A 10,210-nucleotide genomic window follows, 5' to 3' on the forward strand; every position below is an offset into this window, starting at 1 on the left:
AAGGCGGGGCACTGTGGGATTGCGGGGTGTGAGCCGCATGGATGCGGCGACCAAGCCTCCATGGACGGATTCACGGCGTCCCCGCAAACCCACAGTGCCCCGCCATCCCACGGAATGCGCGCCGTTGCTGTTGCTTCGGCTGTTGCTGTTGCTGTTGCTGTTGCTGCTGCAGGTGCAGGGCGCAGCCCTGCAGAAGAACCCCTACCTAGGAACTGCAGGACAGCATCGAGCAGCCGGCGCGGTTGTCGGCCCACGCCGGGCGCTTGCCGGCGTAGTGCTCCAGCCCCGGCCGTTCGGTGTATGGGTCACGCAACACGTCCTGCAGGGCATGCACACCGCCCAGGTCGCCCTGTTCGGCGCGATCGATCGCTTCCTGTGCCAGCCAGTTGCGCAGCACATACAGCGGATTGGCTGCGCCCATCTTCGCGACGCGCTCGACTGCCGACAGCGGATCGGCACGCAGCCGTGCCGCATAGTCCTGCAGCCACTGCTGCAGGGGTTCCTGCACCGCGTGCTGGCGCTCGGCGTCGTAGAAGACCTCGGCCAGTACGCCTGCATCGGGCGCGTTGGCATCGACGTCCATCAACGCACGCCATGCCAGGGTCATGTCCATGCCGCCGTCCTGCATCAGCTGCTGCCAGCGCTGGTAGAGCTGCAGATCGGCATCGTCGGCCGCCGCCAGACCCAGTTTGGCCGCCACATCGCGACGGGTGCAGGCGACAAAGGTCGCCTGGTAGGCGGCCAACCCTGCCTGCAGCGGCTGCACGTCGGCGAACAACGGCGACAGCGCCTGCGCGAGACGGCTGAGGTTCCAGTACGCCACCTGCGGCTGGGTGCCGAAACGATAGCGACGCCCCTGCGCATCGGTGGTGTTCGGGGTCCAGTCCGGATCGAAGTCCTCGACCCAGCCATAGGGGCCATAGTCGAGGGTCACGCCGAGCACGGAAAGATTGTCGGTGTTCATCACCCCATGCACGAAGCCGACGCGCATCCAGTGGGCGATCATTTCTGCGGTGCGCACGGCGATCTGTGCGAACCAGTCGCCATACAGCACCTCGCCCTGCCCCTTCAGTTCCGGGAAATCGCGGGCGATGCAGGCGTCGACCATCTGCTTCAACAATGCGGTCTCGCCACGTGAAGCAGGCAGTTCAAACGAACCAAAACGCAGGAACGAGGGCGATACCCGGCAGACGATCGCGCCGGGCTCCGCACGCGGATGACCGTCATAGAACATGTCGCGCACCACGTCTTCGCCGGTGCCGACCAGCGACAGGGCGCGGGTAGTCGGCACGCCGAGGTGATGCATCGCCTCGCTGCACAGGAATTCACGGATCGACGAGCGCAGCACTGCACGGCCGTCGGCGCCGCGCGAGTACGGCGTTGGACCGGCCCCCTTCAACTGCAGTTCCCAGTGCCTGCCATCGGCGCCGATCAATTCGCCCAGCGAGATGGCGCGACCATCACCCAGCTGCCCGGCCCAATGGCCGAACTGATGGCCGCCATAGTTGGCCGCCCACGGCTGCATGCCCGCATACAGCGCGTTGCCACCGAACACCTCGGCAAAGCCCTCATCCTCGACCTGCGCAGGACCGAATCCGAGCATCGCGGCAACCTCCGGCGACCACGCCAGCAGCACCGGCGCTGCAACAGGCGTCGGCATCACCGGCGACCAGGCCGCCCCCAGCACTTCGCGCCGGCGCGGGCCGGACTCGGGATCGCCCGGCAGCAGGTTCAGCAGGCGATTGTCGAACTGGGGAGCTGTGGTATCCATGAACACAGCATGGGGGCGGCGACGACCGTCCTCAATCGCCGCGCAGGGCCTGCAATGCGCCACCGTGCGCCTCGGCACGCTGGTAGGCCGGACGCTCGCCGATGCGCTTGAGGAAGCCACGCAGCGCCGGCTTGTCGTCCAGACCGCCGCCGCGTGCGGCTGCTGCCTGGATCGGGAAGCTCATCTGGATGTCCGCGGCGGTGAAGCGCTCGCCGGCAAACCACGGGCTTTCGGCCAGGCGCCGTTCCATCCAGTCCAGATGCAGGCGTCGCTGCGGGCCGACGAAACCGCGCTCGGCCTTGTCGGCGATGCTGCGGGCGATCGGCCGCGCGAAGAACGGCATCGGCGCGCTGCGGATGCGGCTGATCACCAGCGTCAGCAGCATCGGCGGCATCGCCGAGCCTTCGGCATAGTGCAGCCAGTAGCGGTAATCGATGCGCTCTTTGCCGTCGGCCGGCACCGGCGACGGCGACAGCTGCCGCTGCACGTCGTAGCGGTCAACCAGGTAGTCGAGGATGGCACCGGATTCGGCGAGGATCAGCTCACCATCCTGCAGCACCGGCGCCTTGCCTAGCGGATGCACCTGGCGCAGTTCCGGCGGCGCCAGCATCGTCTTCGGGTCGCGCGGGTAGCGGCGCAGCTCGTAGTCCAGCCCCAGCTCCTCCAGCATCCACAGCACGCGCAGCGAACGGGAGTTTTCCAGATGATGGACGATGCGCATGGGGACGATCCTTGGGGAGGCCTGCATCGTACCGTGCCGGGTGCATGCCCTTTGTAGAGCCGGGCTGGCTCGACGCTACAGGAAGCCCATAACGAAAAACGCCGGGAGCTTTCGCTCCCGGCGTTCTGGCTACCAAACGGTAGCAGACGGATTAGACCGCCTGCACCTGGTCAGCCTGCATACCCTTCTGGCCCTGGACGGCGACGAAGGTAACCTTCTGGCCTTCCTGCAGGGTCTTGAAGCCGGTGCCCTGGATCGCGCGGAAATGCACGAACAGGTCCGGGCCGCTTTCCGGGGTGATGAAGCCGAAGCCCTTGGCGTCGTTGAACCACTTGACAGTGCCGGTCTGACGATCAGACATATTTACTAACTCCTGAAACACATGTTGAAAAAAATCGCAGCCACCGGGTATCGGGGCCGAGACTGAGTTGCAGGCGTTGGTAAAGCGGATCGATGAGCGGATCGTGAGATCAACTGCACCAGGCCACGATTCACGGTGACCCTAGCAAACACAGTGGGCCAGACGATACGCGTGTTTTGAGTAAAAAGCGATAGCCTTGATATTCAGCGACAAATGGCCGGCCCCTAGGCAGGGCAAGGGGTTGCACCAGATCGAGGCTAAACCCGGGCCCCCATTCAGGTTTTTCCTACCCTACACTGGGTAAATGACTGAAGCTGAAACCCGAGCTGAACCCCTGCTCCCCCGCATCTGGGTGGACGCAGACGCCTGCCCTGTCGTCATTCGCGACATCCTGTTCCGCGCCGCTGAACGGGTGGGCGTCGAGCTGACCCTGGTCGCCAACCAGTGGATCCGCACCCCGCCGTCGCGCTGGCTGCGCTCGATCCAGGTGCCGCAGGGGCTGGACGTGGCTGACAGCGCCATTGTCGAGCGGGTGGCCGCCGGCGATCTGGTGGTCACCCAGGACATCCCCCTGGCCGCGCTGGTGCTGGAGAAGAAGGGCGTGGCGCTGAACCCGCGTGGCCAGCTGTACACCCCCAACAACATGGCCGAGCGGCTGTCGATGCGCAATTTCATGGAAGAACTGCGCGGCGCGGGCGTGCAGACCGGTGGACCGCCCCCACTGGGTGCGCGTGACCGCCAGCTGTTCGCTGCCGAGCTGGACCGCTGGCTGGCGGGCCGCCCGACCAAGTGAATCCGGCCGCGCGTCAGCCGCAAACGCTCAAGGTGCGCGCACTGCGGAAGCTGCGCCGCTGGCCGGTCAACGGATCGTCGAAGGCCAGTGCCTGCGCCAGCAGCTGCAACGGCGGCTCGCCCTCACCCTGCGACCGGTCCTGCAGCTGCGGGTAGAACCCGTCGCCCAGGATCGGCGCGCCCAGTGCGGCCATATGGACGCGCAGCTGATGCTTGCGTCCGGATTCCGGCACGAGCCGGTAGCGCCAGACCGGGCCGTGCGCTTCGATGAGCTCGATACGGGTCCGTGCATTCGGCTCGCCGGGAACTTCAGCCATCCGGAAGAACGGCTCCCCTGGCTGCAACCGGCTGTGCCGCTCCAGCGGGAACCGCAGATCGGGCAAGGCCGGTGCCAGCGCCTCGTAGGTCTTCTCGATGCGGCGCTCACGGAACAGGCGCTGGTAGGCGTCGCGCGTTTCCGGCCGGGTGGAAAACAGCACCAGGCCGGCCGTCAGCCGGTCCAGCCGATGCAACGGCACCAGATCGGCGTTGCCGGTGCGTTCGACCAGACGCGCCAACAGGGTTTCGCGCACGAAGGCACCGGCAGGCGCGGTCGGCAGGAAGTGTGGCTTGTCAGCCACCAGCAGGTGCGCATCGTGATGGAGGATGGTCTCCACGAAGGGAATCACCGGCTCGTCGGCCACTTCACGGAAGTAGCGGATCTCCAGCCCCACCTGCCACGGTAGGTCTGGCGCCAGCGCCCTGCCCTGCGCGTCCTGCACCCGCCCCCGCGCGAAGCGACTCTCCCATTGCAACCGATCAATGCGCGGGAAGCGCGCGCACAGCCCTTCCAGCAGGGAAACCCAGTTACCGGGCGGCAGCTGCAGCCGACTGGGCGTGCTCATGACGTGGTCGGGGCGCCGTCGATCTGCACGCGGCGCGGACGTGAACGGGACATACGACAGGGCAAGCCGGAAGCATCAGGGCGGCCAGCGTGCCACCGATCACGGCCTGCCGACACCCCCATACCGGACACCCCCGGGGCAAACCTCTATCATGGACGGTCTTTACCCCTCTGGATCTTCATGGCCCTCACCGCCACCATCCGCAAGGCCGAACTGCAGATCAGCGACATGGATCGCGGCTACTACGCGACCCACAACCTGACCCTGGCCCAGCATCCGTCTGAAACCGACGAACGCCTGATGGTGCGCCTGCTCGCCTTCGCGCTGAACGCTGGCGACCGCCTGGAGTTCGGCCGCGGACTGAGTACCGACGATGAGCCGGACCTGTGGGAACACGACTACACCGGCGACATCCTGCAGTGGATCGACCTCGGCCATCCGGACGAGTCGCGCATCCGCAAGGCCAGCAACCGCAGCCGCCAGGTGCAGGTGGTCAACTACGGTGGCAATGCGTCGGACATCTGGTGGCAGAAGCAGAGCAAGGGCCTGACCCGCTTCGACAATCTGTCGGTGGTAGACCTGGACGGCGGATTCGTCGATCTGTGGGGCCAGCAGATCCAGCGTGCGATGCGCTGGAGCGTGCTGATCCAGGACGCCGAAGTGCAGCTGCTCAACGATCAGATGCAGCTGGACGTGATCCCCAACTGGCGAAAGCGCGCCAAGGCATGAGCACGATCCGCTGCGACGTGCTGGTGATCGGTGCCGGCGCAGCCGGGCTGATGACCGCGATCACGGCGGGCCAGCGAGGCCGGCATGTGCACGTCATCGACCACGCCAACAAGATCGGCAAGAAGATCCTGATGTCCGGTGGTGGCCGCTGCAACTTCACCAACACCGGCACCACCCCGGCCAACTTCCTCTCGGCCAATCCGCATTTCTGCAAGTCGGCGCTGGCGCGCTACTCGCCCTACCACTTCATCGAGATGGTCGAGCGCCACGGTATCGCCTATCACGAAAAAGAGCTGGGCCAGCTGTTCTGCGATGTCTCGTCCAAGCAGATCGTGAAGATGCTGGTGGACGAATGCCAGCAGGCGGGCGTGCAGATCCGCACGCAGTGCAGCGTGGAACGCATCGAGCACGGCACCGACGGCTTCCGCGTGCAGACCACGCACGGCCTGTTCCATTGCGCCTCGCTGGTGGTCGCCACCGGCGGCCTGTCCATTCCAAGCCTCGGTGCAACCGGGTTCGGCTACGAGATCGCGCGCCAGTTCGGCCACCAGCTGCTGCCCACCCGCGCCGGCCTGGTGCCGTTGACGCTCAGCGGTACCCACCAGGAGCGCCTGGCCGAGCTCAGCGGCGTCGCCCTGCCGGTCGAGGCCAGCTGCAACGGCACCAGCTTCCGCAACTTCATGCTGCTGACCCATCGTGGCGTCAGTGGCCCGGCCATCCTGCAGATTTCCTCGTTCTGGCAACCCGGTGACGCGCTGTCGCTGGATCTTCTGCCCGGCCAGGATGCCGCCGAATGGCTGCGCCAGATGAAGCGCGAACGACCCGCCGCGGAACTGCGCACGGTGCTGGGCGATGTACTGCCCAAGCGACTGGCGCAGCGCCTGTGCGAGCACTGGCTGCCCGACCGACCGGTGCGCCAGCTGGACGAGCCGGACCTGCGCAAGGCAGCACAGGTGCTTTCAGCCTTCCCGCTGGTGGCCAGCGGCACCGAGGGCTACCGCACCGCCGAAGTCACCCTGGGCGGTGTCGACACCAACGAAGTCTCTTCGTCGACGCTGGAATCCAAGCGCGTGCCCGGCCTGCATTTCGTCGGCGAGGTGCTGGATGTGACCGGCTGGCTGGGCGGCTACAACTTCCAGTGGGCCTGGGCCAGCGGGCACGCGGCCGGCTGCGTGGTGTGAACCGCATCGCCGTTCCAGGCACGCAAGCGTTGCGCGCATGGACGCGCCGCCACGCATCGTGTATCTAGATTTGCAGATTGGGGAGCAGTGCATGCAGAACGCGAACGACATCACCATCCGCCTGCTGATCGTCGATGACAGCGGCGAGAACGCCGAAGCCATCGTCAGTACCCTGCGCAACAGCGGCATCGCCGTGCGCCCATGGCGCCCGCAGGACTCGGCCGAGCTGTCGCAGGTACTGGCCAGCCAGGCGATCGACCTGGTGCTGGCGGCGCCCTCGCAGAGCATCCCGCTGCCACTGGTGGCCCAGCACATCGCCGCCAGCGGCAAGGACATCCCGCTGGTGTTGCTGGCCGAGCACATCGACGAGGACGAACTGGTACAGGCCAGCAGCAACGGCGTTCGCGCCCTCGCCCTGCGCCAGCGCGCCGAACACCTGCTGGCAGTGGTCCGCGACCAGTGGGTCGACCTGCAGGCCCGCCGCGGCCTGCGCCGGATCGAAGCGCAGATGCGCGAGACCGAGCGTCGCTGCGACGCGCTGATCGCCTCGTCGCGTGAACCGATTGCCTATGTCCACGAAGGCATGCACATCCGCGCCAACGATGCCTACCTGGAGATGTTCGGTTACGAGGATTTCGAGGAGGTCGAAGGCATCTCGCTGCTGGACATGGTCGCCGCCCAGCACGTGGATGATTTCAAGCAGCTGCTGAAGTCACTCAGCCGCGGCGAAGCGCCACCACCGCAGTACCAGCTCGATGCCCGCCACCAGGACGGCAGCGCCTTCCCGGCGACGATGGAGTTCACCGCGGCCACCTACGAGGGCGAATCTTGCCTGCAGGTGGTGTTCCGCCGGCGCATGGAATTCGACCCGGAGCTGGCGCGCGAGGTCGAGGACCTGCGCCAGCGCGACCAGGTCACCGGCCTGCTCAACCGCCCGACCTTCATGCTGCAGGTCGAGGACGCGGTTGCCCAGGCCGGGCGCAGCGAGGGTCAGTTCGGCCTGCTGATGGTCGAACCGGACCATTACGCACGCCTGCTCCCGGACATTGGACTGGCCTCGGCCGACGCCCTGATCGGCGCCCTCGCCGCCCTGCTGGCCGAGGTGGTTGGCGAGGATGCGCAGCTGGCCCGCTTCGGCGAACACAGTTTCGCCGTGCTGCAGTCAGGCCCCTATGCGCAGACCGTGGCACTGGCCGAGCGCATCCGCGAAGCCTACGCCGCGCACGTCTTCAGCATCGGTGCGCGTTCGGCCACGGTGACCGTCAGCATTGGCGGGGTGCAGGTGGGCGAGAAGATCGCCAGCATCGGCCAGGTGCTGGCGCGCGCCAGTGAATGTACGCAGGCCGCTGCCGCGCTCGGTAATACCTGCCGCATCTTCGACCCGGCCGCCGTCGATCGCGTGGAGGAAGAGCGCGTGCAGCGCTGGGTCGCGCGTATCCGCGAAGCATTGGCAGGCGACGGCTTCCAGCTGCATTACCAGCCGGTGCTGAACCTGCAGGGCGAGTCGCTGGAGCTGTATGAAGCCTACCTGCGGCTGGAACACAACGGAGAGCTGCTGAGCCCGACGGCCTTCCTCGGCATTGCCGAAGAACACGGCCTGCTGGCGGACATCAACCGCTGGGTCGTCTCGCAGGCGATCACGGTACTGGGCGCGCGTGCGCGCGAGGGTCATCCCACGCAGATGCTGGTGAAGGTCACGCCGGAATCGTTCGATGATCCGAAGATGATCGCCACGCTGCGCCAGCAGTTGCAGGCACACGGCGTGCCGGGCGAACGCCTGTGGCTGCATGCGCCGGAGTCGAAGGTGTTCACCCACCTGCGCAGCGCCCAGCAGTTCCTGGCCGAAGTGGCGCCGCTTGGCTGCCGGATCGGTCTGGAGCAGTTCGGCTCGGGCCTGGATTCGTTCCAGCTGCTGGCCCACTTCCAGCCGCAGTTCCTCAAGCTCGATCGCGGCTTCACCAGCGACCTGGCCGCCACGCGCGAAAACATCGACCGGGTCAGCCAGATCACCGCACGTGCGCAGGAAGCCGGCATCCGCACCATCGCCGAGTTCGTCAGCGACGCCAACTCGATGACCCTGCTGTTCAGTGCCGGCGTGGACTACGTGCAGGGCGATTTCGTCGGCCCAGCAGCGCCGGCGATGAACTTCGAGTTCGGTTGATACCTCTCTGTAGAGCAGAGCCATGCTCGGCTGCAGGGTCCAAGCGAAGAGCAGCCGAGCATGGCTCGGCTCTACATAATCAAGAAGGCCGGCTTGCGCCGGCCTTTTCAATCAGGTCAGATCGACCAGGTTGTCGATCTTCACGTCCGGGTTGACGTCGGCTTCGTAGTCGACGCCGTCGACACCAAAACCGAACAGACGCAGGAAATCGGCCTTGTAGCCGGCCAGGTCGCTGATCTCGTACAGGTTCTCGTTGGTCACCTGCGGCCACAGCGCCAGCACCTTGCCCTGCACGTCGGCCGCCATTTCCTTGTAGTCGGCGCGCAGGCGACCTTCTTCATCGATCAGCGCGATGGTGTGGCCATCGCCGTCGACCAGATCATGGCGCAGACGATCGACCGCCACGCCATCGGCCTTGGCGCCGTACAGGATGTCGTACAGCACGTCGAGCTGCTCGATGCAGCCTTCGTGGGTGCCCTTCTCTTTCATCACCTTGAACAGCAGCGACAGGTACAGCGGCATGGTCGGAATGGCCGAGCTGGCCTGGGTCACCACCGCCTTCAGCACCGACACGCGCGCATCGCCGCCGATCCTGGCCAGCTTCTCGCGCAGGCCGAGCACCTTGTCGTCCAGATCCTTCTTGGCGGCACCGATGGAACCATTCCAGTAGATCGCCTGGGTGATCTCTTCGCCCACGTAGGTGAAGGCCGTGGTGGTGCAGCCGTTGGCCAGCACGCCGGCATCGGCCAGCGCGTCGATCCACATCTGCCAGTCCTCACCGCCCATCACCGCGACGGTACCGGCGATTTCTTCCGGAGTGGCCGGCTGCAGGTGGGTTTCGGTCAGCACTTCCTTGTCGGTATCCAGACCACGCAGGGTGATTGGCTCGCCGATCGGCTTCAACGTGGAGCTGATGATCTCGCCGGTCTTGGGGTGCTTGCGGCGCGGCGCAGCCAGGCTGTAGACCACCTGATCGACCTGGCCGAGGTCGGCCTTGATCATCTCGATGGTCTTCGCCTTCACCTCGTCGGAGAACGCATCGCCGTTGATGCTCTTGGCATACAGACCCGCTTCGTCGGCGTACTTGTGGAAGGCCGCCGAGTTGTACCAGCCCGCCGTGCCCGGCTTGGTTTCACTGCCCGGGCGCTCGAAGAAGATACCCAGGGTTGCCGCACCACTGCCGAAGGCGGCGGTGATGCGCGCGGCGAGGCCGTAACCGGTCGAGGCGCCGATCACCAGCACGCGCTTGGGACCGTTCTGGATCGGCGGGCGCGCACGGATGTAGTCGATCTGCTGCTTGACGGCGGCGTCGCAGCCGGTCGGGTGGGTGGTGACGCAGATGAAGCCGCGGACGCGCGGTTTGATGACCATGAAGACCTCGGGTTGGCAGATGCGGCGCACGGGGCGCTCAGCAGGAATACGGGCACGCGTGTGCGCGCGAACCGCAGGATCGTAGTGCGCAGGGGCCGATTGCACAACCGACGCTGGCGTAGGGTGGTGGTGTTTTGCAGGGTTGCACCCTGCACCTGCAGAGGCAACGGCAACGGCCGAAGCAACGTCAAAAGCTGGGCTACTGAGGGATGTCGGGGTGGGGGGGGGGGGGGGGGGGG

At 66.2% G+C, this 10,210-nt stretch carries 9 protein-coding genes; 4 read left to right on the top strand and 5 right to left on the bottom strand.

Annotation, left to right across the window (positions count from 1 at the left end; translation table 11 throughout):
- Positions 1-205: 205 nt before the first annotated feature.
- From ACFX4F_RS05690 to ACFX4F_RS05700, 3 genes are all read right to left on the bottom strand, one after another.
- Positions 206-1,771 carry a YdiU family protein gene (locus ACFX4F_RS05690; protein ID WP_380653115.1) on the bottom strand — a complete coding sequence of 522 codons (1,566 nt, stop codon included), beginning with the start codon at positions 1,769-1,771 and terminating at the stop codon, positions 206-208.
- Positions 1,772-1,802: 31 nt separating this feature from the next.
- Complete coding sequence (locus tag ACFX4F_RS05695) at positions 1,803-2,492, bottom strand: glutathione S-transferase (protein WP_380653118.1); 690 nt, start codon at positions 2,490-2,492, stop codon at positions 1,803-1,805.
- Positions 2,493-2,643: 151 nt separating this feature from the next.
- Entirely contained in the window at positions 2,644-2,853 is a 210-nt protein-coding gene (locus tag ACFX4F_RS05700; protein WP_025875108.1) for a cold-shock protein, read from the bottom strand.
- 304 nt (positions 2,854-3,157) lie between these two features.
- On the opposite strand from ACFX4F_RS05700, the gene ACFX4F_RS05705 reads away from it, so the two are divergent.
- Positions 3,158-3,646: a YaiI/YqxD family protein gene (locus ACFX4F_RS05705; RefSeq protein ID WP_380653121.1), complete on the top strand. Its 489-nt coding sequence runs from the start codon at positions 3,158-3,160 to the stop codon at positions 3,644-3,646.
- 13 nt (positions 3,647-3,659) lie between these two features.
- On the opposite strand, the gene ACFX4F_RS05710 is transcribed toward ACFX4F_RS05705, so the two are convergent.
- Entirely contained in the window at positions 3,660-4,529 is an 870-nt protein-coding gene (locus ACFX4F_RS05710) for a pseudouridine synthase (protein WP_380653124.1), read from the bottom strand.
- Between the two features lie 180 nt (positions 4,530-4,709).
- Between ACFX4F_RS05710 and ACFX4F_RS05715 the strand changes: the two genes are divergently transcribed.
- The 3 genes from ACFX4F_RS05715 (at position 4,710) to ACFX4F_RS05725 (ending at position 8,600) form a co-directional block, all read left to right on the top strand.
- Complete coding sequence (locus ACFX4F_RS05715) at positions 4,710-5,258, top strand: YaeQ family protein (protein ID WP_099821239.1); 549 nt, start codon at positions 4,710-4,712, stop codon at positions 5,256-5,258.
- Positions 5,255-6,439 carry an NAD(P)/FAD-dependent oxidoreductase gene (locus ACFX4F_RS05720; RefSeq protein WP_380653128.1) on the top strand — a complete coding sequence of 395 codons (1,185 nt, stop codon included), beginning with the start codon at positions 5,255-5,257 and terminating at the stop codon, positions 6,437-6,439. Before ACFX4F_RS05715 ends, ACFX4F_RS05720 begins: the two co-directional genes overlap by 4 nt.
- A gap of 91 nt (positions 6,440-6,530) precedes the next feature.
- The gene (locus tag ACFX4F_RS05725; protein ID WP_380653131.1) at positions 6,531-8,600 is read left to right on the top strand and encodes an EAL domain-containing protein; all 2,070 of its coding nucleotides are present in this window, start codon (positions 6,531-6,533) and stop codon (positions 8,598-8,600) included.
- A gap of 111 nt (positions 8,601-8,711) precedes the next feature.
- Here the strand turns inward: ACFX4F_RS05725 and fabV are convergent, their stop codons facing one another.
- Positions 8,712-9,971: an enoyl-ACP reductase FabV gene (fabV, locus tag ACFX4F_RS05730; RefSeq protein ID WP_099821237.1), complete on the bottom strand. Its 1,260-nt coding sequence runs from the start codon at positions 9,969-9,971 to the stop codon at positions 8,712-8,714.
- Positions 9,972-10,210: the final 239 nt, after the last annotated feature.

This window comes from Stenotrophomonas sp. YIM B13575 (genome assembly GCF_042787595.1).
Classification (GTDB): Bacteria; Pseudomonadota; Gammaproteobacteria; order Xanthomonadales; family Xanthomonadaceae; genus Stenotrophomonas; species Stenotrophomonas lactitubi_B.